This is a genomic window from Maribacter arenosus (genome assembly GCF_014610845.1).
GTDB lineage: Bacteria > Bacteroidota > Bacteroidia > Flavobacteriales > Flavobacteriaceae > Maribacter_A > Maribacter_A arenosus.
Window position 1 is genome coordinate 577,437 of the sequence record NZ_JABTCG010000001.1, and the last position, 26,120, is coordinate 603,556.

Below are 26,120 nucleotides of genomic sequence, written 5' to 3' on the forward strand. Positions count from 1 at the left end.
TTTCCAATTTCAAGGACAGTAAACGCGTACGTTGGGCAGAATACAGAAGCTATATTAGATAGCACCATTAAAAAACAACAAACAACAACTAGAACCTGAATAACTTCAGGACATAAAAACAAAATATCATGAGAACAATAATCACCTTACAGACACCCACCGAAGCTAGAAAGCATTCCTATTTTTCGAATTTCAAGAATAGTAAAAGGGTACATTGGGCAACACATCGCCACTTTAAGTAACTTAGATCATGCATCGAAACCTTAAAGTAAAAAACAAGAGGGCCCTGACAGAATTGTCAGGGCCCTCTCTACTTAGGTTGGTTAGCAATTTACGATTCTGACTGTTGAACCAAACTTTTTTGCACATTCGATGGAACGGCTTGGAAGGATGAAAAAACAGACTTGAAGGTAGCCCTACCTTGTGTCATTGATCTTAAATTGGTCGAATAGCCGTAAAGTTCGGCCGCAGGAACCATGCATTTTAAAATTTGGGAATGGTCCTGTGTATCTATGCCCTGGATAATAGAACGTCTTGACTGCAGGTCGGTCATAACATTGCCTACCATTTCCTCAGGTACTTTCACGGTCAATTCCTGAACGGGTTCCAATAAGTTCGGATTGGCATTCAGAAAAGCCTCCTTAAAGGCGTGGGCACCGGCTATTTTAAATGAAATATCATTGGAATCGACAGAGTGCATTTTTCCATCATAGACCATTACCCTGACATCGCGTATATACGAACCTGTTAAAGGGCCAGTTTCCATTACTTCCAAAATCCCTTTCATTATTGATGGTAAATAACGTGTATCTATAACCCCACCGACAATACAGTTATAAAAAACGAGCTTACCTCCCCATGGTAAATCGACCTCTTCTTTTCCCCTTATATTGAATCCCTCGGGTTCTGGCATGCCTTCATACCAAGGTTCTATTTTTAGATGTACCTGCGCAAATTGTCCTGCACCACCAGATTGCTTTTTATGCCTATAACTTGCATTTGCCGATCGTTGTATTGTTTCACGATAAGCAATTTTAGGACGTTCAAATTTAGCCTCTATACCGTAGATATTTTTTAATACCCAATCAATGGTGGCCAAATGCAGTTCTCCTTGGCAACCTAAAATTACTTGCTTCAGCTCTTTTGAATACGATATGACGACCGTTGGATCCTGGCTATGGATTTTCTTTAAGGCTTCGCTCAATTTCTCCTCTTCCTTTTTATTGACCGCAGATACCGATTTTTTTGTTCTTGGTTCTGGGAATTGGATCGGTTTAATAGTTAAGGGATTGCCCGCTTCATGTAAGGTATCGTTTGTTTCGGTGTATTTCAGCTTTAACGTAGCCCCGATATCACCAACGGTTAATTTTGAAACGGGTTCCCGTTTTTTACCATCCATGATAAAGAGCTGGTTCAAGATCTCGGTTTCATCATTTCTTGAATTCACCAATTTATCATTTTGATTGACTTCTCCCGATTTCACCTTAAAAAAAGTAATCTGTCCCAAATTGGGTTGGTGTATGGTTTTAAATACGAAAAGTGAAGTCGGGGCTTCCTTTTTGGGTTCTACGGTTTTTCCTTCTACACTTTGTTCTGGTTTTAAATCAGCGGCTGAAGGGGCGACATTGTCAATGAACCCCATAAGTCGACCACTACCCATGTCATTTAGCCCAGAGGTACAGAATACTGGGAAAACTTCATGGTTGAGCATGCCTACCTTGATACCCTGTCGCATTTCATCTTCGTTCAAGGTGCCTTTATCAAAGAAAAGTTCCATTAATTCCTCATCATTTTCTGCCGCTTTCTCAACTAACTCATTGTGCAGTAAATCTGCTAATTCTTTCTGGTCATCAGGAATAGGAAGTTTTTCCGGTTTTCCTCCCTCAGGCCCAAATTTGTACATTTTCATCTTTAAAACATCGATGATACACTGGGCACCATCGACTTTTATCGGATATTGTATCTTAACTAGGTTGTTACCTACCAAATTCTTAAGACTATTATAGCTTTGATCGAACTTTAGGCCCTCATGATCTATTTGATTTATTACAAATAAGGTTGGCTTTTGATATTTATCTACATAATTCCATATAATCTCTGTGCCGACCTCGACACCATGTTGTCCGTTGATGACGGTCACAATAGTATCTGCCACACGGATTGAGGCTATGATCTCACCGATGAAATCGTCCAATCCAGGAGTATCCATGATATTGATCTTGTACTGTCGCCATTCGGTATGCATAGGTGTGGCAAAAACTGAATTTCCCCTTTCATGCTCAATTTCATGATAATCCGATACGGTATTAAAATTTTCAACGGTACCTCTTCTATTGATCAATCCGGCCTCGAAAAGCATAGTTTCTGCCAGTGTCGTTTTACCGGCATTATGGGCCCCTACAAGAACTACATTTTTTATGTGTTTATCATCGTATATCTTCATGGAGTATTGGTTTTTAGTTGTCTTACAAATCTAGAATTTCATTCATTCGAATAACATGACATTTGTTAGTTTTTATACCTAAATATTGTTGTATTCTCTAGGTAAGGAGACCCTAGGTTGGATTTTGGTATATAAACAGATAAAGTATCTCTTAAAAATACTAAAATGGTTTGAAATCATACGTTAAATCCACTGTATTTATAAAAACCGATCAAAGAGGACCTTGTTGCAGAATACTTAAGGGCTAAATGTGTATTGGGCACTTTTGGAAAGAGTCTGGACAATTCTGAACATGTGGGGTATTATTTAGGGATTGAACCAGTAATTGAGTTTCAAAGTAAGGGACCATGTTCTTCCGGAATAAGGTGACAATAGATGATTATTTGTATAGACTATGAAGAGGTCCGAAGCCGGTTTATAGCGCCATTGGAATCTTGAATTCAAATTAAAATTCTTGGATTGTTCATTGTATTGAAAAAGATTGGAAAAGAACAACGTATTGGTAAAGGTGATATCCACTTCCGATCCAATAAGCCAGAATTCATTGGTATTCCATGGAGCCGGCATTTTTATACGATTGTAATTCAAATTTGCACTTAGGCTTACATAAGGTTGAAACCTGTATCCCAATTCCGTGGTTAGACTTGTTCTGTTGCCATCTTCATAATATCCACCAAAACGGGAATCAAAGGTGTAGGTGAATAAACTTTGGGGTTTGGATGCGTACATCCACCCAAATGCATTCCATTGATGTTTGGTCCCGGTGGGTAGCTCCTCTTTCCCTAATCTAGTTGGATCAAATGGCGATAGTAATTCCACAAAGTCATCAGAGATAAAAAAATTGAAGCTACTCCGATTACGAAAATCAAAGGAATAAAGTAAGTAACTCGTATTGTCTGTTCGGGCAAAACTTTGGTCGAAATAATAACCGGTGTTCAAAGTGGGCCCATGGCTTAATATTTTACCGGATTTAGGAAAGAATAGATATCCTAAATAAGACTGGAGCTTTATATACCCATTTCTAGGGACATAACCCACCTCGGCCCTATAACTTTCCCCTACGGATTCTTCTTGGATACGCCAATTCCATTTTCTGCTTTTATATTCCAAGTGTGCTGCCTGGGTTATACCATTACCCTGGTTACTGGGTGAGAAGGATTTCAATATGAAAGCCTTTCCATTCCATAGATTATTCGAAGAGGCCAAATTATATTCCATTCCTAGATTACGATTGAATTTCGGATACAGCGTGGTTAAGGAATCGCTTTCTTGCGGATAGTTGATTGATTCCATATTCACCAGCATGAAACCAATATTCGATCTACTGAAAACTTTACGTTGAAGCGACAACACCCCGAAATTCTGACTGGGCAACCCCGTTTCATCAACAGCGGCGGTTTGCATATCCATAAGTCCCAATCGCCATTTTTCATTCAGGTTACCACTGACCCTTGCCCCTGCCCTGATCGGTACACCCAAACCGATACGTCTTGAAAAAAAAGGGCGAATGCTGGAATATCCGAAATTTGCAAATAAATCACCGTTTTCCAGAAAAAATTGTCGTTTTTCAGGAAAGAACAGTTCAAACCGATCTAAATTGGTGATCTGACGATCAACTTCTACTTGGGAAAAATCAGGATTTACCGTCAAATCAAGGTTTAAAGACGAGGTAAGACTGACCTTCACATCGCCTCCCACCTTTTTGTCATACGTAGATCCCTCTTCGGTATTGATTACACTTCCCAATAGATAAGGTATCAAGGATATATTGGTTCCAGGCGATGGTGGGGGTGTGTCCCAGACCAAAACTCCGGTATAAGCCAATGAAGATGTGGGAAATTGTCGAGGGATGGGGGTCCAACTCGATTTTTCACTTGCTTTTAAATCCAAACGACTAAAATTGATACCCCATTCCTTTACCCCATCCTTATACCGAATCGATTTGAAGGGAACCGCCATTTCAAAGACCCACTTTTCCTCGTCGCGTACTACCTTGGATATCCATTTGCTATCCCAATTAAGATCAATACCACTTCCACTGTACATGGTACCATCCCATTGGGCACCTGCAGCATTTGAACCAAAGGAAAAACCTGTTGTTTGATTGTTGAAGGGATCTAAAAAGAGCAAAAAGTTATCATTCTTACCGAAGCTGAAATCCCTTCGTAGGGATTCCACGAAATTCTTCCCTTTAGTGGCATTGAAAAAAGTAGCGACAAGATAGATATGCTTATCATCATATGCCATGCGAATTTCCGATTTCTCATTGGCCTTCCGTCCGTCCATGGGTAAAACCATAAAAAAATCATCGGCTACGTCGGTATCTTGCCAAGCGGGATCATCCGCCACTCCATCGATTTCAATGGGTGAAGTTGCCCTTTTGATATGTAAGCGAAACGATTCGTTCTTTTTTTGTGCCCAGCCCGAAAAACAAACAATGATGAATATTATGGCGGTAAATTGGCTTCTCATACAAAGAACTAATGTAGTTAATAATTAAGAAAAAGACTTGTAAAATATCGACTATTATCGGCGATAATTTGGCAATTTTAAATATGGTGAATGGTCATTTTTACGTATGTACCATACCAATATGAAAGATTTTGCGTTAAATCGTATACGATATAGTATATTTGCACATGATTTCAAAAGTAATATTACGTGATCAAGTACGGGAACACCTGTTAAATCAAATGACCCTGGGTAAGTTAGAACCTGGAAAGACCATAAATTTGGCGGCCTTGTCGCGCAAGCTCGACGTGAGTGTAACCCCAATACGGGAAGCACTTACCCAATTGCAACAATCAATGCTCATCAAGGCTATCCCTAATAGGGGTTTTATCATTGCCGATTTAAACTATTCCGAAGCCAAGGACTTATATGAACTTGTAGCCGATTTGGAAGTCTTGGCCTTAGAAAACTCGGTATTTGACGAAGCATCGATAGACGCCTTAAAACGAATTCAGGTCCAATTTAAAAATGCCAAGGATACATTGTCCCGTATTCATGCAAAGCTTGAGTTTCACAAGGTGCTAACCCAACATTATAAAAATGCCCTTGCCCAACAATTCATGACCGATTTAAAAACACGTATTATATTTTATGAAAAAGCCTTTATGTCCGATGATTCTATTTATGCAAAGTCAGACAACCAACATGATGGTATAATTTCGGCCATTGAGGACGACAATGTGCCCACTGCCGCGCTCATATTAAAAATGAACTGGATGCTCATACTGGATTATATTCAAAAGCAACTTCGGTTTATATAATCCTTTTTGACTGCTCAATAAAATCACAGGTATAAGAATAAAATAAGGTAAATCTATAAAGGCCATATGAAAATGACTTTTTATGCGTTTAAATAGTAATAATGTCTTTGAAAGAAAAACTATGAACTTCTTGTCGCCCCAAATCGAAGCCTTGTCAAAAAAGAAAATAAAAGAAGAAGCCCCATTGGCCAAAAGAGTCAATTCTTGTGGAATTTTTCAAGATTATGGATCGGGTTATTCCAATCCAAAACAGAATGGGAAAACAAGTGATTCCAATGAACTGGACTAAACTCTTGCGACCTTGAAAAAAACGCAGGCATCAAACCGCCCTCTTTCAATTTTGTTACGAAACTCCTATCCAATCCTCAGATAGCCTTAGAATCGATATAACATGTCACATTCGAATGCAGCCATAGGAAAGAAGCGGGTAACCAAGTCGATATTTTTTTGGAGAGGAATTTTTGAATGACCTCCTTTTTGTGCGCTCCCGTAATACATAGGATTATTTTCTTGGATTGTAGTATATCGGCCATACCCAGTGTTAAGCCATAGCTAGGTTCCCCCCCCAATTCATTTATCATTTGATGGTTTAAGGATTCCGGAGCAAGCTTGGCCAAATGACTGTATGGTATTAATGAATCTGCGGGTTCATTGAATCCTATGTGGCCATTCTGACCAATTCCTAAAACACATATATCGATGGGACCTTTATGTTCGATTTCCGATTGGATTCTTCGGCATTCCTCTTCCGGGGAAACCGGATTCGAATCAAATGCAATGTATCGTGCTCGGGGTATACGCAAGGGCTGTACCAATTTTTCCTGAATATAGGATTCACAAGAGCTTGGTTCTTTTGAATCTATCCCTCCCCACTCGTCTAGTTTTATAATACTTAGATTCTTGAAACACTCGGGGTCCTTATCGAAATGCCTAGTAAGCCGTTCATAGATACCTGTCGGGGAATTTCCTGTTGCCGTGCAGATCAATTGACTTGGATGTTCTTTTAAATCTATAATAATGGATTCGTAAGCACTTTGGCTCATTTCATTATAATCGGCACAATATTTTAAGTTCATGTTAGGCCCATGCTTTATCACCCTTGACATAAGGGATACATCCTTTAAAACTTCCCGGTATCGGAAGATATCGCAATGCTTTTGTAGCCCCCGGTTCCGAAGTGAAAAATCCCCAAATCGTAAGTTGTTTCATCATGGAAAAAAAATGAGGAGGTTCCCCTTCGGATATGGCTTTGGCTTTTTTGTCCAAGAGTACCAATAAATCCTGCCGTAGATTTTGATCAAGTTCTAAAAAGCTACTGGAATAGGTCGTATGGGCCATTTGCTCTATAGTATCCATTCCTTCCTTGAAAATCACCTGCTCTTTTTTATCATAACAATCTGTCACGATGGCAACCATAAATGCACCTATCTTAGCTGCCTTTGCTCCTGGGGAACCATCGGTTTCTGGCAAAATCGTTTCACCAACCTCATCCAAGAAGGAAGTATCTGAATCGGAGAAAAGCGTTTTGTTTGTTATCTTTCGGTTACATCCCGATAGAAAAAACTCAGCACCAATAAGCGTGCTACCCATGATACTGGTCGTAAGTATAAGAGCTTTTCTTCTATCCATAGTTAGGCAATTAATTTCGTTTTTTCCAAAGCTTATAGGGCTTATCCACGGCTGACTTAAATGGCAGGAAAACTTTCTTATTGGTTCCCGCCGATTCGTAGGCAGCGAAAATAACCTCTAACACTGCTCTCCCATCTTCTCCCGTCACGGCCGGTTTTTTGTCGTTCTTAACACAATCTACAAAATGGGCGAACTCTTGGGGAAAACCGTAATTCCAAATTTCTTCATACATAGTGAAGCTCCATCCGACGGTGTTCCCCGCTTTTTCTACCGCATAGCCTACCCCTTTCTTACTATAGGTTTGAATGGAGTTTCCTTGAAGTACATCGGCGTACGCTACCCCTTCTGAACCATGGATTTCTGCCCGATCATCCATACCCCCTAGTTTTGTCCAACTCTCCTCCGCCATGGCGATAACATCATTTTCAAATTCCAGGATAATGATCGAATTATCATCCCCTATGGTTTTATCTTGGTGTACACTGGTCGTCATTTGTGCATACACCGATTTTATGGGTTTCCTATCATTCAACCATCTAAAAAATTCAATGGCATGGCAACCCATATCCATGGTGACTCCACCACCAGACTTTTCGACATCCCAGAAATGATCCGCATGGGGACCATCGTGTTTTTCGGATTGTTTGAATAAAACTGGACGGCCCAAGGCCCCTTCATCCAACAATGCCTTAAGTCGTACATACTTAGGGGTAAAACATAACTCCTCAGCATACATTAATTTGACATTCGCTTTTTTGCAGGCGTTGATCATTAGATCTGCCTCCGTCAGGTTCAGGCATAATGGCTTTTCCACGACCATGTGTTTCCCGGCCTTTGCAGCTTTTAAGGCGATTTCACAATGCACATTATTGGGCGCCCCGATAACCACCATATCAATTTCTTCCATGGCCAATAGTTCATCGAGGTCGCTGAAATGATTTGGGATCCCATGTTTGGCGGCAAACGCCTTGGCATTACCAGGAGTCGGTGACATTACGGCAATGATTTCCGCATCGGAAACCGATTTTAAGGCTTCTGCATGAATGGATGAAATGAATTGTGAACCAATAAGTCCTACACCAACCTTTTTTTCCATTTTTTTATTTAAATTATAAATTTCCTTTATTGAATTCTTTAGCGGCATAATTTGCAGCTCTAGCTGTAAGGGCCATATATAGAATAGAGGGACTCTGGTTTCCCGTACTGGTCATACAAGCCCCGTCGGTAACGAATACATTTTTACACAAATGCATTTGATTCCATTGATTCAAGAGGGAGTCTTTGGGATCTCGGCCCATTCTTACCCCTCCCATTTCATGAATATCCAATCCCGGTGGTTGTTTGTTATCTTCAACATAGATTTCCGTACACCCTATTTTCTCCAGCATTTCCTTGCTCTGATTCAAAAAATCTAGTACCATGCTCTCATCGTTCTGATCATAGTCCACATCGGTAACAAGAAGAGGAATTCCCCATTGATCTTTCTTTTCGGCACTCAGATATACCGAGTTGGACCTTTTGGGTACAGTTTCCCCTTGCATATACATATAAATGTACCAATCACCAGCTTCACTGATCGCATGCTTAAAATCGGCCCCAATCTGGATCTCACTATTCGGGAGTTCATTTTTTCGCACCCGATACGCACCACAGAAGGTCGTATAGCCGCCGACATAATCCAGTTCCTGTTCCTTCAAATTACGGTAATTAGCCAAAATGGGTTCGGTCGGATTTTTGCCATATACATATTTATCTTCAAATCCATCGATTTTTCCTCCTGCATAACCCCTATAAATATGAAAACAAATAAACTTTCCCAAAAGTCCATTATCATTACCCAAACCATTCGGAAATCGGGATGATTTTGAATTGAGTAAAATCAAATTGGTATTCAATGCCGAAGCATTTACGAAAATTATTCGTGCCGTAAAGACTATTTTCTCATGCGTCTGGGTATCGATTACCATAACGCCCGATGCTTTGCCGGTCGCTTCGTCATATATTATGGAATGCACTACGGAAAAAGGACGTATGGTGAGGTTCCCAGTCTTATCGGCCCATGGTAGTGTTGAGGAAACTGAACTAAAATAACCTCCAAAAGGACATCCCCTCATACATAAATTACGTGCTTGGCACTTTCCGCGGCCTTGTTCCAAATGAATTTCCCGAGGTTCGCTCAATTGTGCCCACCTGCCTTGTACCAAATGTCTATCAGGATAGTGCTCGGATATCTTTTCACTCATATGTTGCTCAACACAATTGAAATCGAATGGAGGTAAAAATTCACCATCGGGCATGGCATCGATTCCATCTTTATTGCCACACACTCCAATAAATTTTTCGACATGGGAATACCATGGGGCAACATCCTCATAGGAAATAGGCCATTCGATTCCGTACCCATATTTACTAGGAGCTTTAAACTCATAATCACTCCAGCGTTGACACGCCCTACCCCACGTTAACGATTTGCCACCGACCTGGTAACCCCGTATCCAATCAAATGGTTTTTCCTGTACATATGGGTGATCATCATCCTCTATAAAAAAATGGGCCGTACTAGCATCGAATCCTGCTGCTTTTGTAATTAGTGGATTCTTATCATTGAATTCCTTACTCATCCGCCCTCGATATTTAAATTCCCAAGGGTGCAGATGTGCCGTAGGATAGTCTTTGAGATGTTCAATCTCCCTGCCCCTTTCAAGTACAAGGGTCTTCAGTCCTTTTTCACACAATTCCTTGGCGGCCCACCCACCGGAAATGCCGGATCCAACAACTATCGCATCAAAGGAATTCGATTCAGGTTCCATAATTGTACATAAACTAGGGCATCAGTGCAGTAAAAAAGCCCTTATGATCTAATCATTAAAGTTCCAATCTTTTCTATTAAATACCAAAACCTTAACCCAAATAATTTAATCGGTTAGTCTTTGGGAAACAAACCATTATCCAAACCTGGAATAAGGTGCAATGCATTTTTATAATATACTTTTTTCAATACTTCATCGGGTAGACCGAGACCATACATGGCCCAAAAGGCATGGTATTTCTTATAATAGGGAAAATATTCATCCTCGGTTTCAAGTACCCTAAAATAGGTGGGGAATTCCTCCGGTTTCCAACTATCCTTCCCAAATAGAATTCGGTCTTGGTATTTAATGAAGAACGCTCGGGCAAATTTCGGCTGCCTCCCCAATTCTGCAATAACGGCTGCTATACCCACATACATATTCGGCATAGTATCCAATAATTCGCCTAATTTTTTCAGGTCATTGGCATACCAGCCCATGTGGGCATTGATGAATTTGGTATTCGGATGATTCTTGAACATATTGTGTTGTTCTTGTATGATCTGTTCCCAAGGCGCGGGATCAGTGTCCGATCTTTTTCTGCGGGGATGGGTCTTTAACTCCAACCATCGTTCATTATCACTGTCCATAGGATCCCAAAACGATTTTGGATCGGCGGCATGTATAAGTACCGGAATGCCCATTTCCGCGCATTTTGCCCAAATAGGATCTAATCTTGGGTCATCGATAGCCAGACGTTTGCCATTGGTATCTTTATACCTCAATCCTAGACTTTTATAGATTTTCAATCCTTTTGCTCCATTTTTTATATCGGTTTCCAATTGTTCAACGGCCTTTTCGGACCAGCCGTTGGAGCCTACACCGTCAAAATCCACATTGGCGAAAACAACAAAACGATTGGGGTATGTTGCCTTTATGTTTTGCAGCATGGTATTCAATCGCTCACCCGAACCTCCACTTAGATTTACCATAATGCCCTCATTGAGGGTGTCCATATCCTTAATCAAAGTAGCCAAAGTTTCAGCCGACATATCCCTTTGGTGGCTATGTACGTCTATAAAAGGAAATTTTGCCTTTTTCACCTTATGTTCTGGAACTACTAAGGTTGATTTTGGATTATACGACTCAAATCCCATATCTTGGCCAATCATGATAGAATATGGCGTAACAATCGCTAGCATCACTATGAAAAAGTATTTAGAACCCATTGGTTTATCTATTTTTTGATTGTTGTATCATATGTTGGTACGCTGCATAGGTATCTAGGTCTATCTCTTTTCCCTCTGCCGATAGGGCAATCACATCTTCGCGGTTTTTTGCTATGATTTCCTTGGCACCCGAATCACCATCCAACGTACTTAATAGCGGTATATATTTTTTATGGTAAAGCACAGGTACGCCGTTCCTTTGCTTGTAGGCCGTAGCTACAATGTTTTTAACCCCATCGGTAAAAGTGCTGATCATGGAATTAAGATAATTGGTATCGATCAAGGGTTGATCGCAAAGCATAAAAAGCAAACCATCATAGTGCTTATCCGATTTCGCCAAGTATTGTACCGCATGTGCAATTGAAGAACCCAAGCCTTTCTTCCAATCTTTATTGACCATGCATTTGATTTTGGATAGGTCAATTTGTTCTTGGATCTTTGCTGCATTGGCTCCTAATACCACATAGACTTCATTGGCCATACTATTCATGGCTATTTCAATGGCATGGCCTAGGAGCGTGGATTCGCCCCAAGGCAGCAATTGTTTTGGCTGTTGCATGCGGGAAGATTCCCCGGCGGCCAAGACAATCACTGCTATTTGATTCTTTTTACCCATTAGCAATGTATGGGACTCGATTTATGTTTAAGCATTATTGGATTTTGGTTGCGTACCACCGCCAAAATTTCAGCGAGAATGGCAATACATATTTCCTGGGCGGTTTCAGCGCCTATGTTCAATCCTGAAGGACCATAGATACTATCGAAAAAAGAGTCATCGATTTCGGGATGCCGTTCGATCAATTCGCCCAATAATTTTTCACGCCGTTTTGCAGGACCTAAAATACCAAGATAGGCAGGCCGTATGTTCATGATCCTAAGGAGAAATTTCAAATCCTTTACATAATTATGGGTCATGACCAACACAGCGGTTTGATCATCAATAAGATTAACTTCCAGGTTTTCTGCTTCTATACAGATCAGTTCCTCGGCTCCAGGAAAATCTACTAGGGTTTTACTTTCATAGGGTGCGGCCACAACGGTAACTTCCCAACCCATTAATGACGCGTAACGGCTTAATTGGACGGCATCGTGCTCGGCCCCTAGGATGATTAATTTAAAACATGGCTTCATCTCCTGAGTAAAAACCTGCAATCCCTTTTTTGATAGCGCTTTATTACCGAGGGAATGGGTTGTGTTATCCAAACGGATCGCCGATCCAATGGAATTATTTACGCCTTCATTATGTGAAAAGTAGGATATAACACTAAAAGGTTTCCTGATTTTTAGATGTTCATCAAACGAAATAAGAAATTCGTCATTAGGCATAAAAGGTTCAATCAGAATATATAACAAGCCCTCGCAGCCCAAACGGTATCGCCCGTCATAGGTCATCATTTTCGGAATTCCATCATTAAATACGCTTTGGGCCTGTCGGATCACTTCTTTTTCGACACAACCCCCGCTCACGGCTCCGATGGCCTTACCATTCTCCATGATCAACATTCGAACCCCAGGTCGTCTATAGGAAGAACCGTCGAGGTCCACAACCGTTGCCAGTACTGATTTTAAATGCTGCTCCTTCGCTGAAATATAAGCTTTTACGATAGCCTTGAACTCGTGGGTCATGATGTTAAATTGTGAGTAATGTTACTCTTGTTTTGGAATGAAATAGAATGAAACATAAAAGTACATCCAAAAATGCTATTTCAAAAGGCTAAAAGGTATTCCCTTCTAATTTAATCCATAAAAAACCCAATGGATTTCACTTTAACAAGATTTAACAAACTTTTTCTATAGGTGTATAATTTTAAATCCAATTGTACGTTCTGTGTGTTGAACCTCAAAATAATGAAAATGAAATCCTCTTTTAGATACTTCAGCGTTTTTACAATGCTTTTTTTAGCCTTTTCATGTGGTAATGCCGATGACGATATAAACCTGGACTTAAATTTCGGAGATGGCCTCGGAAAGGGTAAACCGGTTGATGATTGTCTTGCCTTAGGTGAAAGCGACCTTGTGCTAAGCATACAAGAACAGTATACTACCTTGCCGGGCAAGGTCTCCATTTTGTTTAAAGTGTCCGATACCGATGGCAGCCCAGTTGCAGGATTGACCGCCAATCAATTTACGATTTATGAGCAAGGAAGAAATGATGCATGTTTTAATACCATTTCACAATCGGAATCACAAGCTAGAATCTCATCCAATTCCCAAATATTCAATGCAAACACCATATTGGTCTTGGATTTAAGCAACAGTGTTTTGAGCAGTAGTCTTGATGAACTGAAGATGGCATCGGTTAGTTTTGTGAACAATGTGATGCCGACTGCATCTGAGGAGTCATATAAAATGGCCATTTATTGGTTCGATGGGGAAGATGAATTACACCTTTTGAACGATTTGACCAGTTCTAAACAGGAGTTGGTCGATGCAATCAATTCGATTACTGAAAATATCAGTAATGACCCATCTACCGACCTTTACGGTGCGGTGATAAAGTCCACTACAATTGCTGAAGACTTATTAAAGGAGAGTATAAAGAATGAAATTATCGGTGCTGCCTCCGTGGTCGTTTTCACAGATGGCACCGACCAGGCTTCGCGATATACAGAAGCGGATGCATTGAAGAAAGTAAATGATGCAAGTGCGAATATATCGTTTTTCACTATTGGTCTGGGAGCCGAGATAGATACGCAGGTACTGACCGATATCGGTAAGACCTACAGTGTGTTCGCAGGGAATGCAGAGGAATTGGAAAATACGTTTAACGACATCTCGATCAAAATTTCGGAACGGGCAAATAGTTTTTATCTTTTTGAATATTGCAGCCCTAAACGTGATGGAAGCGGGGATAATAATCTCGTCATCCAGGTAGTTGATGGCAACCAAAAAGGTGCGGTACAGACAGAATTCAGTGCAAACGGATTCACCGGGGGCTGTGAATAAAATGCGACAAAATCAGTACCAAAAAAAAGCGTCCTAATTCTGGACGCTTTTTTTATGCACACTACCGAAAGTGTTTTTCATATATAAAAAGTAGGGTTTTTATAAACATAACTGTTTCATAAGTAACAACCCCATTTATATTGAATACCTACATCCTAAAAACTATGATAGTACTTAATTTAAAATTTGAAAATCATGGATGTAATCAACGAAATTATTCAAAACAGTCCAGCCGGACTTCTTTCAAAAGGCCTTAAGAGTGCAGTCCTTTTGCTATTTGCAACAATTGTATCGGTTTTGCTCACAATGCTTGTAGTACTTATTGTTTACGGGCCTGAAATGACGATACGATTTGGGTATTGATACGCTTGTCCATTTTTAGTAGTCAGTATCCAATGCGAAGAATCAAGTACTCCTCACTAAATACCAGTGACTATAAATTAAATTACGTCTTTTATCGATAAATCATCGCATTTTTAAAACTGCCCTTTCCTGTGCTTAGGTCGAATAAGAATCCATTTATTACCACATACACCGGTTTTCCGTTCTTCTCTATCAGAAAAGTGGGATTAATACCCACCTGTAGTTGAAGTTTGGGAAGTTCATAGGTGCTTCCCACTAAATTTAGGGGAATTGGCGATTCTAACATAGCCAACGGAATCTTCTCCAGACGAAGATAGGTATAACCTTCACGTAATAATTGCATTAGATCTAGCTGTTTTACATCGGAAATGGTTGCTAAGGTTTTAGGGTATACTTTTCCTTGTTTTATACTTAAACCGTTCGCATCGAGGGTTTCGTATCCATAATAGGTTGAGAGATCTCCCTGATCAATGACCCGACTGCTGTACCAAAAATCGGTATTCCCTTGCTTATCTACTTCCAAGCGGTTGATGCCCAAGTCGAGTATATAATCGGTGCCCAATAGATTGTAAGTTAAATTGGTAATTTTTAAATCGAATAATTTTCGGTCATTTTCTGGAATTTCGCCATATGCCTCAATGGGTATATCCTTATAATTCCCTTTGGCAATTGTATAGATCGCAGAAAGAATGGAAACGTAATTCAGTTTTCTGATTTCCTGTTTTTCAATATCATTTGCATAGCCGCCAGACTCGATGAGTATAGTACTCGTACCCCATTTTTGGATGTTGTCACCAAACGCCCTTGGTTCAAAATCATCGTTATACCGCCCTACCTGGCCCAGGGCATATTTTTGAATAATATTATTCATATAAACAATGATCTTCATGGCATCTCCCCTACTTTCATTAATATCCTTTTCATAGTTATAGGCAGGTGCCAAATAGGAAATAGTTGCGGGTTTTTCAGTTCGCTCCGCATTGTAATAGGTGCTCTGATCGTGCAGGTTAAACCCAAAATCGGCTTGTAAGCTATCCCTAACCCGCTTTAAGACCTTGCTTTCAGGGGACTGTAAACGTAAGGCATCCCTATTGATATCGACGCCTAGAAGGTTTCTACGTTGATACCGCTCGGCCCCATCAGGGTTTAGCATAGGTAAAAAATGTAGGGTTAGGTTGCTGAGGATTTCTTTTTTCTCCTCCTTGAAATCGTCACTCTCCAAAAACTTGAAAATATCAAAAATAGCTTGTGTTGCCGTAGGTTCATCCCCGTGCATTTGGGACCATAAGAGTACATGGGTGTTACCCGTACCGATACTGATCAAATCAAGGTCTCGCCCTTCAATGGACTCCCCCACTTTAGTAATACCGAAAAGTGGATTGGCCTCATATTGGGCAAGTAAGGGTTGTAGATCGCGATGTTTTATACGCCGTTTATCCAGTTCTTTTTCCTTATACGTATCGTACGAACCGTACAGCTTGGATGTTAAGTCCTGACTTTGGGTATGTGAGACACAAAAGAAAATAAGGTATAGGGTGATTACTTTTGATTTCATATTATATGTTTTTGTGGGGAAGTGGCTTAAAATCGAGGTTTTTCGTTGCTTTTCGGACCTTGGCCATAAATTCATCCCCCGGATCTGATTTTTTCGTTCGATAGCCTTCATCTTTCTCGAGCCATAATCTATGGCCTTCAAATAAGGTGTATTCATGATGTCCGATGACATATTCGATATCATACTTATTGGTTAAATAGGTAACTAACCAAATATTCGATCTTAACTGTGCCTTGGTTAGCGGAGCTTCCTTGGTACCGCCAACGTTTTCTATTCCAATGGCGCAGTGGTTCAGCCCTATTACATGTCTACCCATGATGGTTTCTGGGAGCAATCTATAAATAGTACCATTGCGATCGACCAAAAAATGGGCGGATACATTCAACCCGCTGACACTTTCTATGTCAGATCGCCAGTTCGGTAATTTCGGATCGTGAAATGCATCAAAAGATTTTTCCAACGTCGGAATGGCCGTCCAATGCAAAACCACCATTTTAGGTGCAATGGTCGGAGCTTCTTGATTTAGGCCATACCTATCACTTAGATAATTCAAGGTAAGGGATTCGCGTTCATCATTGAATAAAATGGGTTTGTCCACAATCTTTATTTTGGATGAACAGGACATCAGCATTGTAACCATCAAAAAGATGAATAATCGTTTCATTTGCGTATAAGTTTTCAACTGGACCGAGGTGTAATTAGTATTAATATTCATTTTCAACTCCCTGTTTTAACTTAGTGGCCTTGCTTGAAGGTTCTCTATTTTCTTTCAATACGGCGTATTCTATACAAACTTTCCTTCTACCCCATTCCTTTGCTCTTTTTCTATCTTTTCCCATGTAGATGTCGATTTTGTTCCGCCATCTATGATGCATCTTGTCGTTGACAAAGAATGTATCAGGAAAATTTTCGATACGTACCATGGTTCCATGTTTTAACCCCTTCACTATTAAATCCCTTGAGACCGCCAAAGATTTCATTCCCGGCACCAATGTATCTCCCCAAGCTGTAATAGTAGGATCTTCATTGGTTTGTGATTGCACCGAATTGTAGGCGGTTGCGGTAACTTCCAAAGGAATCCATATGTAGGGGTCGTTTTTCTTTTCTTCCTTACAGCCAATAAGTAGCGCCATTATAAGAAACCCAATAAAAGCATTGTCTTTCATGAACTTATCTTGTTTTGTTTTCCAAAATTAGGAGGTCAATGCCTTTTTCCCTCCAAAAATTGGTTTTCTCCTCTGGAACCGGGGTAAACGCGTATGAAAAGGAGCTTAGGATAATATCTTCATCCCCATCCCCATCCACATCACCTGTATCCATAAGTAACCATCGGGCATAGTTGGATTCCTCTAAACTAGAATCCTCAAAAGTAAAATCAGCGGCATTCTTATTCTCCAAATAAACAAATGGGGATTCCTTAGGGTTTTCGTAGTCTGGGAAGGTTGATAACAAGCCAAAATCAACATCCCCATCTTGATCAAAATCCTTGGCGACGACCCTTGTGGCTCCATTCATGGGGTAGAAATATTTTTCTTCGAATTGATTGTTGCCATCATTGATATGCAAACGCAGACCATGATAGGGTTTGGGAATATACGTTTTATCGGCATTATCCCCATGTACGGTAACGATGTCATCATCCCCATCATTATCAAAATCGATCAGCTCAAACCAACTGCTGCCATAAATAGGACTAAAACGAATGACCTTATCCAGCCGGAACTTCAATCCATCCATTTGATAGAATATGGAAATATTTTCATCCCCTTGGGAAAATAAAGCGACAATATCCTTTTTTCCATCCCCATCGATATCCTTAACCACTGTACGAATCACGCCGGGAAGACCTAAGAGTACTTGCTTTTCAAATTCCATGGCATCGTTCTGTTTCAATAAGGTTAGCTTTCCCGTGAGATACCCAAACTCGCTGACCAATAATTCATCCTTTCCGTCTCCATTAAGATCTTCAACAGCGGTATGAACCGGCCTATGCAAGATTTCCGGGATTTCGGTAAATACTCCTTCTTTTTCCATAAAAATGCGACCAGAAGCGGTTTCTGATGGATTCAATTTACCCACTGTGGTGACGTAGGCAGCATTTCTAGACTTGCTAAACCAGGTTATCGGTCGTGGAAAATGATTCATAGCTGCCAGTTTTTTTTGACGGAAATCGTACGTCAAAATTCGACCGGAAATATCCCCTAATTCAATCTTTTGCGTATGGGCATCAAAATTTAAGAAGGTGAACATTAATCCCGACAGGGTATCAAAGGTTGTTGGTCGGGGTATAAAGCCTTCTAGATGATCATGTGCGATTCTTTTATGGGGCATCATTAAGGAATCGGGTGCCTGCTCTATAATGTAGTCCTTTAACAATTGCCATTCTTCCTGTTCCAATAGGGGCGACAAAGCAAAGATTCCAGATTTCATCATGGCTTCCTGTTCCTTAAAGGAATGACCAGCGTATGGATTATAAGCCGAATCACGCATACCCATTCTCGCGCCCATTTCAGGTAATACCCTGTTTTTCCATAGTGCTTTGGGTAAAGATTGTATCGATGGTCTTAAATGACAAGAGGAACAGTTTGTATCGTACAACTCCAAGGCCTTTTTCTCTTTGTTCTCAGCGCAGGAGTATAGAAAGGTAACGAATAAAGATAAGAGCAGGATACATTGAGTTATGCGCATTGATTTGGCTTGATTTTTCTGAAATTTAAAATATTTATAGCTCCTATCGGGAAATGTAAAAAAGCCCAATTTCACTTCTTGGTGAACTTGATGTTTTTCTTATAGTAAGGCAATTTATAAAATATGTTTTAGGTAGTACGGGTTTGTATAAAGAAAAGGGTAAAAACAAATCTTAATATTATATTTGGCCATTAACAGCACCAAAGGCATGAAATCATTAAAACGCATTCTTCTTATCGTACTTGTTATTTTGGCGGTACTCGTGTATATAAATTATCCTAAATTGAATATCATTTCGGGCTTTGCTGCCAAAAACATGGCCTCGAACCAGTTTATTGCGCATCGTAGTTTAGAAACCGTCACTTCTAACGATCATAACGTACCCATGATCAAAATGGCAGATGTTGAATTAATTGAGAAAGGTGCGGCTGCCACGGTATATGGGCTTATGGAACGTGAAGCTATTTGTAAAGAAGGAGTGGGATGTATTCTTATCAATGATGATTTTGATCCTAGAACATACGACTATACACCCAATCGAATTCAAAATAAAAGCGAAGTATCCTTCCCCTTTGGTAACCTTGAACCAAAAGACACCCTCTTCGGGAATGTGGACTATAAACAATTAGAAAAAGCGATTGATGGGGCTTTTGCCAATGCCGAGGTACAAAAAACACGAACCGTACTGGTTGCTTATAAAAATCATATTATCGCAGAAAAATATATTGATGGTTTTACCAAAGACACACCCATATTGGGCTGGTCAATGACCAAAAGTGTTTTGGCCACCTTATTTGGTATTTTGGATTTTGAGGGGAAAATCGATTTGGACCAACCCGCTCCAATCGCATCTTGGCAAGATGACGAACGTAAGAACATTACCCTGAACCATTTACTGCGTATGCAAAGCGGTCTGGCTTGGGATGAGGATTATTCGGGGATTTCGGATGTTACTAGGATGTTATTTTTGGATGCCGATATGACCCTTGCCCAAGAAAAAAAGGAACCCCTCGCACGTCCTACCGAAATTTGGAACTATTCCTCGGGTACCTCTAATTTACTTTCTGGAATTTTACGAGATCTTTTTGAAACGCACCAAGAATATTTAGACTTTCCATACAACGCTTTGATCGATAAGATAGGTATGCGTTCTATGATCATTGAAGCGGATATGAAGGGGAACTTTGTAGGGTCCTCATATGGATGGGCCAATACAAGGGATTGGGCCAAATTTGGAATACTCTATTTAAATAAGGGAAATTGGAACGGGGAGCAACTTTTTGATTCGGCTTGGGTCGACTATGTAACCACACCTACGCTACATTCCAACGGTACCTACGGAGCCCACTTTTGGCTCAATGCGGAAGGTAAATATCCCGATGTTCCCAGAGACCTTTATTCTGCCAATGGGTACCAAGGGCAACACGTCTTCATCATACCTTCAAAAGATTTGGTAGTGGTGCGTACCGGATTGGCTGAGTCGCCGGATTTTGATGTGAACGGCTTTTTAAGCGAGGTTATCGGGGCAATTAACTAGTTACCTTTTGCTTATCGCTGATCAAAAATGATACGTGTTTATCCTTAAAATATCTTTTTTAAGGGAGTTCACCACATTTCTGCCTAAACTCACAACAATTATTCGTTTTTGCAGCGTATGGGTAATACATTTATATCATAATAATCAAGTAAATAATTTTTTCATTTTCATATAGTGTTCTCGTAAAAGGGTCTTGTCGGTAAAACGGTAAGACCCTTTTTAGTTTAGGACTTATAGCGTGATTAGCGGTATACTGCCCTGCATAAGATGGGAACTGAGCTTTGAATACTGGATTTCCAGTACAATTTTCCGATTACTTTGTTCCTCAGAAATAACTGGATTTTATTTACTTACGGAATCCAATTGTTCTTTCCGAAATTAGGCTTGCGTTTTTCCAAGAAGGCATTGCGTCCTTCTTTGGCTTCTTCGGTCATGTAGGCCAAGCGCGTAGCTTCACCCGCGAAGACCTGTTGCCCCACCATGCCATCATCGGTAAGGTTCATAGCGAATTTCAACATTTTTATGGAGGTCGGTGATTTTTCCAAAATCTCCTGGGCCCATTCGTAGGCGGTTTCTTCCAACTCCTCATGAGGGATTACGGCATTGACCATACCCATTTCATAGGCCGCCTGGGCCGTGTAACTTCTACCCAGAAAGAATATTTCCCGAGCTTTTTTCTGACCTACCATTTTTGCCAAATAAGCGGAACCGTATCCCCCATCAAAACTGGTGACATCGGCATCGGTCTGTTTAAAAAGGGCGTGTTCTTTACTGGCCAAGGTGAGATCGCAAACCACATGAAGACTATGTCCGCCCCCTACGGCCCAGCCGGGTACCACGGCAATAACCACTTTGGGCATAAAACGGATCAAGCGTTGTACTTCAAGAATGTTCAAACGGTGCATACCATCTTCACCTACATAGCCTTTATGGCCCCTGGCCTTTTGATCGCCCCCACTACAAAAAGAGTATACCCCATCTTTGGTCGAAGGACCCTCGGCAGATAGCAATACCACTCCTATCGAAGTGTCCTCCTGGGCGTCATAAAATGCCTTGTAAAGTTCACTGGTGGTCTTGGGCCGAAAGGCATTGCGTACGTTGGGCCTATTAAATGCGATACGGGCGACGCCATTGCATTTTTTATAAGTGATATCCTCAAATTCCTGGGCAGTTTTCCAATTCGCTTTTTGCATCATGTTGGTCTTTTATTTTATAGTGCAAAATACTACAATTTGAAATAATTAGTTCGCCTTTGTACGATTACATATTAATTGACCCCTGGCTTATAAAGCATACTTCCCTGAAAAGAGCTTACGGTTTTATTTATTTAAAACTTCTCTAAATATGGCATAGATTTACAATGAAATCATTTAAGCTTTTGAGCTAACTTGATGATATTTGGGTATACATGGTAAAACCAATTCTTGTCCTTTTCTGTTGGGCGCAAAGTGCTCACCCAAGGAATTCGGAATGTTTGTATTATAATTCTAGAATTGTTTAATTATGATTTTACTAACGATTTTTGAAACAACTTTACCATTAACAAATCCGGTATTTAAATTTCTAGTAATACTGGTGATTATTTTATTTGCCCCTATTCTCCTGAACAAACTTAAAATCCCTCATATTCTTGGGCTTATAATAGCTGGTGCAATAGTTGGTCCAAACGGTTTTAATATTCTTTTACGAGATAGTGGTATCATTTTATCCGGAACGGCAGGTTTACTCTATATCATGTTTCTAGCTGGATTGGATTTGGATATATCTGAATTTAAAAAAAATAGTTCGAAAAGTTTATTGTTTGGTCTGTATACCTTTTTAATACCAATGATATTAGGAATATTGTCAAGTATTTATATTTTAAATCTCTCTATACTTTCATCTGTATTGGTTGCCAGTTTGTATGCTTCCCATACATTGATTGCCTATCCGATACTAAGCCATTTAGGAGTTACTAAAAATCGCGCGGTTATTATCACAGTTGGGGGCACCATGATAACCGATACCCTAGCGCTTTTAGTTTTAGCGGTCATAGTTGGTATGACCAAAGGTGAGGTAAATACCGCGTTTTGGACAAGTCTATCTATTTCCATTTTGATTTTTGGTCTAACAGTACTATTTCTTTTTCCGATAATAGGACGATGGTTTTTAAAGAGGTACGAAGATAAAACTTCCCAATACATTTTCGTTCTTACCATGGTTTTTCTTGGAGCAGTACTTGCAGAAGCAGCTGGAATTGAGGCTATTATTGGAGCATTTCTATCTGGTTTAGCTCTAAACAGATTAATACCAGCTACCTCCCCTTTAATGAATAGGATTGAATTTGTTGGAAATGCTATTTTCATTCCATTTTTTCTAATCGGCGTTGGTATGTTAGTAGATTACCGTGCATTTATAACCGATTTTGAAACCATTAAAGTTGCATTGGTCATGACCATTATTGCTACATCAGCAAAATTTATTGCCGCATGGTTAACTCAAAAGTCATTTAAATTTACCTCCGATGAAAGAAGATTGATTTTTGGTTTAAGCAATGCCCAAGCCGCAGCAACACTTGCAGCGGTGATTGTTGGGTATAATATTACCATTGGAGAAACGGTAGCAGGAGAACCCATTAGGTTGTTAAGCGAAAGTATTTTAAATGGAACGGTTATCATGATTCTGATTACATGTACTATTGCAACTTTGGCAGCACAGAAAGGGGGAAGAAACATTTCATTGGATGAATCATCAATTATTTCAAGCATTGATAATGACATGGTTGAAAGAATTTTAATACCCTTAGGCAATCCTGATACAATTGAAGAATTAATTCAATTAAGCACCATCATAAAATCGAAGGATAATAAAGGGTTATTCGCCCTTACAATTATAAATGATGACACCATTGATGAAAATCATGACATAAAGGCGAATAAAATACTAGAAAGAGCTGTAATGACCGCCTCGGCTGCAGATATTCAATTAAATAAATTGTTGAGATATGATATGAATATTGCCAATGGTATTACAGGGGTCATAAAAGAGCAAAATATTACGGATTTGGTTTTAGGCCTACATATTAAAAAAGGGATTTCAGATTCATTTCTTGGCAATCTATCCGAAGGCATATTATCAAAATGTAACACTACTACTTTTATATATAAACCTGTTCAGCCCATTTCGACGATTAAAAGGCATATTATTATAGTTCCTGCGAATGCCGAAAAAGTAATCGGTTTTCCATTCTGGCTTTCGAAGATTTGGAACATTTCTAAAAATACAGGTTCAAAACTTGTTTTTTATGCAAACGATGCAACTATAAAACTAATGAAGAAAATACAATCAATAAATCCAATTGATGCAGATTTTAAACACTTGGAAAACTGGAATGATCTCGAACTTATTTCACGTGATATTAAAATAGATGATAATCTAATTATTGTTATGAGTAGGGTCAATAAGCCCTCTTACGATGAAAATATGGCAAACATTCCAGGATACCTGAACAAATATTTCCAATCAAATAGTTTTATTCTCGTATACCCAAAACAAATTGGAATTACTGATAATGAGATAATCGACTTAAACAATCCCTCTTTAACTGAGCCAATCGAAAAACTTGATGAAATAGGAAAGAATATCGCAAAATTATTCCATCGAAAATAAGGTCTAGCATCCATTAAATTATATTAACGGAAGCAGGGATATAGTTATGTTAATGGGCTGTAATCAGAATTACTTTTTGTGAATTGAAAGATTTGAGTACCACCTAAGGCTATCATTCCAATATATATCGATATTGAAACTTCCCCATTTCTTTTTCCAATCCTTTAGAATAAATAAGCCTTCTTTGAATCGCTTATGCCATTTTAGCCTTGTTTCTTTTAGTGGTAAAAGAAAGTTCTTTTTTAATTCTAGAGTTTTTGAATTTGTATAAGCGGGCAACTTCAGTAGTAGTTTCCTTGGCCGTAGTATTCACGATTGTCATTTCAATAGTTTCAACCTTAACCTCTTGGGTATTGTTTTGCGCTTGGGCAACGATTCCGAAGAAGATGATAAAGATGATGGTTGCTATTGCTTTCATGACTTGTTTTGTTATATAATTATAACAGCAACAAGTGCATTTCACAGGGTAGCAAATCGCTGAATGCCCCTATTTATCGTTATTTGACCAAAATTAGGATTAAGTGCAAAATTCCCTCGATAAACGGGAAGTCCCTCAAAAACAGCTTACCGAAAAAAGGCGTATTTCATCGGTATAAAAACGAAGAATTGGTACGCTGTTTTTTGTTTTCTTCAATAAATCTCGATAATTATTTGGTATTTGCCATGGTTTGGTGGCTGTTTGTCCAGCGACAACCTATCTTGTTCAGGATGTTCTTCCAAGGTACATTTAAGATGAAAACCATTCCAAAGCTCTGTGATCCCTTTTTAAAAATAGGTTCAATCCCGAACACAACGCACCGAAAATCCGTAGTTTTTACTAAGATTGATGATATCCAACTCCCCCGGATCTAGTAGAATATACCGGGCCCATGCGCTGCCCTCATGATATTCGGTTGCGGTCCAAAAATAAGGGTATATTCCTATGTCATAGAAAACGCCATCCCTATTGCGTTTTCCGCCTGGTAATCCTTTAAAAACCCCCATAGTCATTTTTTCCGCTGCTTTAAATGGCCCACCCAGTTCATCGATCAATACCTGATAATCGGCATAGGTGGCGACATGCCATCCTTTTGGCGCAATATTTCTTGGATCACTGGCCGCATACCAGTTATAAAGTCGCCCGTAGGAGTCGACATGTTCGGCATTGTTGTCATAGTTGCAATAGGCACCTGTTTTCGTAGTATTCCATAACCCATTGTCCGAAATGTTTTCGATGGGATCTCCATTTTGATAGGATGTGGTTTTCAGGTTTTCGGCCATCCATACCTGTGTTCCGATTGTCACTGTAGCATATACATTCCCTTCTACATCCGAAACGGTTCTTTTATAGGGCTTTACATAGACTGAGTTACCATAGGCGGTGCCTTCGCTATTTGTTGCATACGCCCGGACATAATAGGTGCTATCAGGATCCATACCGGTAATCTTACTTGTAAAATCGCCCTTTCCCTGCCCATCCAAAGTTTTATGGTCCAAAAGTGTTGGTAGGTTGTTCACACTCCAACAAACCCCTCTTGCCGTTACACTGCTTTTTCCTTCAAAAGTAATCGTACCCCCACTTTTACCTGAGGTTGATGTTACATTTGAAATAGGGCTCGTGCGTAGTAAGGGAAGGTCTGAATTCTTGGTGATAAAGGATACCTCATCCCCATAAGAAGTACCATCTGTATTACTGGCATAGGCCCTGACATAGTAGGTAGTGCCTGGGGATAAATTGGTAAGCTCACTCACAAAACTACCATCGCCTGTGCCATCCACCGTCTTCTTATGCTGTGTCGTGGGCATCGGTTCAGTGCTCCAACAAATGCCCTTCGAATTCACTACTGCCCTACCGCTATTATAAACACGCCCTCCGCCAATTGCTGTCGTTTCACTGATAAAATTTATTTCATCGGTGGAAACATTATTTGCCGAACCCATGGTATCATGTGTCTCGCAACCCATAAAAACGACCATGACCATGAACAGTATGTATGATAGATAATCCCAGATTTTTTTAAAGATGATCATGTTGGAAATTA

At 39.9% G+C, this 26,120-nt stretch carries 22 protein-coding genes; 6 read left to right on the top strand and 16 right to left on the bottom strand.

Annotation, left to right across the window (positions count from 1 at the left end):
* Positions 1-331 precede the first annotated feature (331 nt).
* Both HPE63_RS02585 and HPE63_RS02590 read right to left on the bottom strand, forming a co-directional pair.
* Entirely contained in the window at positions 332-2,443 is a 2,112-nt protein-coding gene (locus HPE63_RS02585; RefSeq protein ID WP_188312663.1) for an elongation factor G, read from the bottom strand.
* A gap of 306 nt (positions 2,444-2,749) precedes the next feature.
* Positions 2,750-4,915 (bottom strand): DUF5916 domain-containing protein, encoded by a 2,166-nt coding sequence (locus tag HPE63_RS02590; RefSeq protein ID WP_188312664.1) that lies wholly within the window; start codon positions 4,913-4,915, stop codon positions 2,750-2,752.
* 167 nt (positions 4,916-5,082) lie between these two features.
* On the opposite strand from HPE63_RS02590, the gene HPE63_RS02595 reads away from it, so the two are divergent.
* The gene (locus HPE63_RS02595; protein ID WP_188312665.1) at positions 5,083-5,715 is read left to right on the top strand and encodes a GntR family transcriptional regulator; all 633 of its coding nucleotides are present in this window, start codon (positions 5,083-5,085) and stop codon (positions 5,713-5,715) included.
* Between the two features lie 82 nt (positions 5,716-5,797).
* On the top strand, positions 5,798-6,004 hold the full coding sequence (locus tag HPE63_RS02600; RefSeq protein WP_188313168.1) for a hypothetical protein: 207 nt from the start codon (positions 5,798-5,800) through the stop codon (positions 6,002-6,004).
* A 76-nt stretch (positions 6,005-6,080) separates the two neighbouring features.
* Here HPE63_RS02600 and HPE63_RS02605 read toward each other — a convergent pair whose 3' ends face one another.
* The 7 genes from HPE63_RS02605 to HPE63_RS02635 form a co-directional block, all read right to left on the bottom strand.
* Positions 6,081-6,791, bottom strand: a complete 711-nt coding sequence (locus HPE63_RS02605) for a galactosamine-6-phosphate isomerase (protein WP_188312666.1) — start codon at positions 6,789-6,791, stop codon at positions 6,081-6,083.
* A 1-nt stretch (position 6,792) separates the two neighbouring features.
* Positions 6,793-7,344 (bottom strand): gluconate 2-dehydrogenase subunit 3 family protein, encoded by a 552-nt coding sequence (locus HPE63_RS02610; RefSeq protein WP_188312667.1) that lies wholly within the window; start codon positions 7,342-7,344, stop codon positions 6,793-6,795.
* Between the two features lie 10 nt (positions 7,345-7,354).
* Complete coding sequence (locus HPE63_RS02615) at positions 7,355-8,440, bottom strand: Gfo/Idh/MocA family protein (protein ID WP_188312668.1); 1,086 nt, start codon at positions 8,438-8,440, stop codon at positions 7,355-7,357.
* A 13-nt stretch (positions 8,441-8,453) separates the two neighbouring features.
* Positions 8,454-10,154, bottom strand: a complete 1,701-nt coding sequence (locus tag HPE63_RS02620) for a GMC oxidoreductase (protein ID WP_188312669.1) — start codon at positions 10,152-10,154, stop codon at positions 8,454-8,456.
* Positions 10,155-10,267: 113 nt separating this feature from the next.
* On the bottom strand, positions 10,268-11,362 hold the full coding sequence (locus tag HPE63_RS02625; protein WP_188312670.1) for an amidohydrolase family protein: 1,095 nt from the start codon (positions 11,360-11,362) through the stop codon (positions 10,268-10,270).
* 4 nt (positions 11,363-11,366) lie between these two features.
* Positions 11,367-11,978 (bottom strand): nucleotidyltransferase family protein, encoded by a 612-nt coding sequence (locus HPE63_RS02630; protein WP_188312671.1) that lies wholly within the window; start codon positions 11,976-11,978, stop codon positions 11,367-11,369.
* The gene (locus HPE63_RS02635) at positions 11,978-12,988 is read right to left on the bottom strand and encodes an XdhC family protein (RefSeq protein WP_188312672.1); all 1,011 of its coding nucleotides are present in this window, start codon (positions 12,986-12,988) and stop codon (positions 11,978-11,980) included. The genes HPE63_RS02630 and HPE63_RS02635 overlap by 1 nt, the downstream gene beginning before the upstream one ends.
* 222 nt (positions 12,989-13,210) lie before the next feature.
* On the opposite strand from HPE63_RS02635, the gene HPE63_RS02640 reads away from it, so the two are divergent.
* Together HPE63_RS02640 and HPE63_RS02645 are read left to right on the top strand one after the other, a co-directional pair.
* Positions 13,211-14,308 (top strand): vWA domain-containing protein, encoded by a 1,098-nt coding sequence (locus tag HPE63_RS02640; RefSeq protein ID WP_188312673.1) that lies wholly within the window; start codon positions 13,211-13,213, stop codon positions 14,306-14,308.
* Between the two features lie 195 nt (positions 14,309-14,503).
* The gene (locus HPE63_RS02645; protein ID WP_188312674.1) at positions 14,504-14,671 is read left to right on the top strand and encodes a hypothetical protein; all 168 of its coding nucleotides are present in this window, start codon (positions 14,504-14,506) and stop codon (positions 14,669-14,671) included.
* Positions 14,672-14,762: 91 nt separating this feature from the next.
* On the opposite strand, the gene HPE63_RS02650 is transcribed toward HPE63_RS02645, so the two are convergent.
* From HPE63_RS02650 to HPE63_RS02665, 4 genes are read right to left on the bottom strand one after another with little or no spacing between them, the layout of a single operon-like run.
* A complete protein-coding gene (locus HPE63_RS02650) occupies positions 14,763-16,226 on the bottom strand; it encodes a M14 family metallopeptidase (RefSeq protein WP_188312675.1) in 1,464 nt (487 codons plus the stop codon).
* A 1-nt stretch (position 16,227) separates the two neighbouring features.
* Positions 16,228-16,890: a peptidoglycan recognition protein family protein gene (locus HPE63_RS02655; protein WP_188312676.1), complete on the bottom strand. Its 663-nt coding sequence runs from the start codon at positions 16,888-16,890 to the stop codon at positions 16,228-16,230.
* 40 nt (positions 16,891-16,930) lie between these two features.
* The gene (locus tag HPE63_RS02660) at positions 16,931-17,392 is read right to left on the bottom strand and encodes a 3D domain-containing protein (protein WP_223198029.1); all 462 of its coding nucleotides are present in this window, start codon (positions 17,390-17,392) and stop codon (positions 16,931-16,933) included.
* A 4-nt stretch (positions 17,393-17,396) separates the two neighbouring features.
* Positions 17,397-18,914 carry an FG-GAP repeat domain-containing protein gene (locus HPE63_RS02665; protein ID WP_188312677.1) on the bottom strand — a complete coding sequence of 506 codons (1,518 nt, stop codon included), beginning with the start codon at positions 18,912-18,914 and terminating at the stop codon, positions 17,397-17,399.
* 208 nt (positions 18,915-19,122) lie between these two features.
* Between HPE63_RS02665 and HPE63_RS02670 the strand changes: the two genes are divergently transcribed.
* Entirely contained in the window at positions 19,123-20,451 is a 1,329-nt protein-coding gene (locus tag HPE63_RS02670; RefSeq protein WP_188312678.1) for a serine hydrolase domain-containing protein, read from the top strand.
* A 350-nt stretch (positions 20,452-20,801) separates the two neighbouring features.
* Here the strand turns inward: HPE63_RS02670 and HPE63_RS02675 are convergent, their stop codons facing one another.
* Positions 20,802-21,644, bottom strand: coding sequence for a 1,4-dihydroxy-2-naphthoyl-CoA synthase (locus HPE63_RS02675; RefSeq protein WP_188313143.1), 843 nt, complete (start codon positions 21,642-21,644; stop codon positions 20,802-20,804).
* 310 nt (positions 21,645-21,954) lie between these two features.
* Between HPE63_RS02675 and HPE63_RS02680 the strand changes: the two genes are divergently transcribed.
* Complete coding sequence (locus HPE63_RS02680) at positions 21,955-24,099, top strand: cation:proton antiporter (protein ID WP_188312679.1); 2,145 nt, start codon at positions 21,955-21,957, stop codon at positions 24,097-24,099.
* Between the two features lie 193 nt (positions 24,100-24,292).
* On the opposite strand, the gene HPE63_RS02685 is transcribed toward HPE63_RS02680, so the two are convergent.
* Positions 24,293-24,517, bottom strand: coding sequence for a hypothetical protein (locus HPE63_RS02685; RefSeq protein WP_188312680.1), 225 nt, complete (start codon positions 24,515-24,517; stop codon positions 24,293-24,295).
* A gap of 359 nt (positions 24,518-24,876) precedes the next feature.
* A complete protein-coding gene (locus HPE63_RS02690; protein WP_188312681.1) occupies positions 24,877-26,109 on the bottom strand; it encodes a fibrobacter succinogenes major paralogous domain-containing protein in 1,233 nt (410 codons plus the stop codon).
* Positions 26,110-26,120 lie beyond the last annotated feature (11 nt).

Excerpts from the sequence above, each read along its gene's own strand:
- HPE63_RS02585 (WP_188312663.1), bottom strand. The coding sequence starts at position 2,443 with ATGAAGATATACGATGATAAACACATAAAAAATGTAGTTCTTGTAGGG.
- HPE63_RS02590 (WP_188312664.1), bottom strand. The coding sequence starts at position 4,915 with ATGAGAAGCCAATTTACCGCCATAATATTCATCATTGTTTGTTTTTCG.
- HPE63_RS02595 (WP_188312665.1), top strand. The coding sequence starts at position 5,083 with ATGATTTCAAAAGTAATATTACGTGATCAAGTACGGGAACACCTGTTA.
- HPE63_RS02600 (WP_188313168.1), top strand. The coding sequence starts at position 5,798 with ATGCGTTTAAATAGTAATAATGTCTTTGAAAGAAAAACTATGAACTTC.
- HPE63_RS02605 (WP_188312666.1), bottom strand. The coding sequence starts at position 6,791 with ATGAACTTAAAATATTGTGCCGATTATAATGAAATGAGCCAAAGTGCT.
- HPE63_RS02610 (WP_188312667.1), bottom strand. The coding sequence starts at position 7,344 with ATGGATAGAAGAAAAGCTCTTATACTTACGACCAGTATCATGGGTAGC.
- HPE63_RS02615 (WP_188312668.1), bottom strand. The coding sequence starts at position 8,440 with ATGGAAAAAAAGGTTGGTGTAGGACTTATTGGTTCACAATTCATTTCA.
- HPE63_RS02620 (WP_188312669.1), bottom strand. The coding sequence starts at position 10,154 with ATGGAACCTGAATCGAATTCCTTTGATGCGATAGTTGTTGGATCCGGC.
- HPE63_RS02625 (WP_188312670.1), bottom strand. The coding sequence starts at position 11,362 with ATGGGTTCTAAATACTTTTTCATAGTGATGCTAGCGATTGTTACGCCA.
- HPE63_RS02630 (WP_188312671.1), bottom strand. The coding sequence starts at position 11,978 with ATGGGTAAAAAGAATCAAATAGCAGTGATTGTCTTGGCCGCCGGGGAA.
- HPE63_RS02635 (WP_188312672.1), bottom strand. The coding sequence starts at position 12,988 with ATGACCCACGAGTTCAAGGCTATCGTAAAAGCTTATATTTCAGCGAAG.
- HPE63_RS02640 (WP_188312673.1), top strand. The coding sequence starts at position 13,211 with ATGAAAATGAAATCCTCTTTTAGATACTTCAGCGTTTTTACAATGCTT.
- HPE63_RS02645 (WP_188312674.1), top strand. The coding sequence starts at position 14,504 with ATGGATGTAATCAACGAAATTATTCAAAACAGTCCAGCCGGACTTCTT.
- HPE63_RS02650 (WP_188312675.1), bottom strand. The coding sequence starts at position 16,226 with ATGAAATCAAAAGTAATCACCCTATACCTTATTTTCTTTTGTGTCTCA.
- HPE63_RS02655 (WP_188312676.1), bottom strand. The coding sequence starts at position 16,890 with ATGAAACGATTATTCATCTTTTTGATGGTTACAATGCTGATGTCCTGT.
- HPE63_RS02660 (WP_223198029.1), bottom strand. The coding sequence starts at position 17,392 with ATGAAAGACAATGCTTTTATTGGGTTTCTTATAATGGCGCTACTTATT.
- HPE63_RS02665 (WP_188312677.1), bottom strand. The coding sequence starts at position 18,914 with ATGCGCATAACTCAATGTATCCTGCTCTTATCTTTATTCGTTACCTTT.
- HPE63_RS02670 (WP_188312678.1), top strand. The coding sequence starts at position 19,123 with ATGAAATCATTAAAACGCATTCTTCTTATCGTACTTGTTATTTTGGCG.
- HPE63_RS02675 (WP_188313143.1), bottom strand. The coding sequence starts at position 21,644 with ATGCAAAAAGCGAATTGGAAAACTGCCCAGGAATTTGAGGATATCACT.
- HPE63_RS02680 (WP_188312679.1), top strand. The coding sequence starts at position 21,955 with ATGATTTTACTAACGATTTTTGAAACAACTTTACCATTAACAAATCCG.
- HPE63_RS02685 (WP_188312680.1), bottom strand. The coding sequence starts at position 24,517 with ATGAAAGCAATAGCAACCATCATCTTTATCATCTTCTTCGGAATCGTT.
- HPE63_RS02690 (WP_188312681.1), bottom strand. The coding sequence starts at position 26,109 with ATGATCATCTTTAAAAAAATCTGGGATTATCTATCATACATACTGTTC.